The following is a 254-nucleotide window of genomic DNA, read 5'->3' as shown; positions in this document are numbered from 1 at the left end:
GTGCCGTAGACGGCCGCGGACGAGCTGAAGACGATCGCGTCCACGCCCGCCTCCTGCATGGCGGCCAGGAGCACCGCCGTCGCCGTTACGTTCTGCTCGTACGTGTGCAGCGGCCGCTGGGCGGAGACGCCCGCGTACTTGAAGCCGGCCACGTGCACGACACCGGTGATCGCGTTCTCGGCGAAGATGCGCTTCAGCAGATCGCCGTCGAGGATCGTGCCCCGGTAGAACGGCACCTCGGCCGGCACGAACTC

1 protein-coding gene is annotated in these 254 nt (G+C 68.9%); it reads right to left on the bottom strand.

Going from position 1 to position 254, the window contains the following annotated elements:
• Nucleotides 1-254, bottom strand: a 254-nt coding sequence (locus SB719_RS21430) for an NAD-dependent epimerase/dehydratase family protein (protein WP_412159925.1), incomplete at both ends; no start/stop codon positions are given.

The sequence above is a fragment of the Pantoea sp. SIMBA_079 genome (assembly GCF_046940275.1).
GTDB lineage: Bacteria > Pseudomonadota > Gammaproteobacteria > Enterobacterales > Enterobacteriaceae > Pantoea > Pantoea borealis.
The sequence above is the reverse complement of the archived record's forward strand: the minus strand, read 5'-3'. Positions and strand labels throughout refer to the sequence as shown.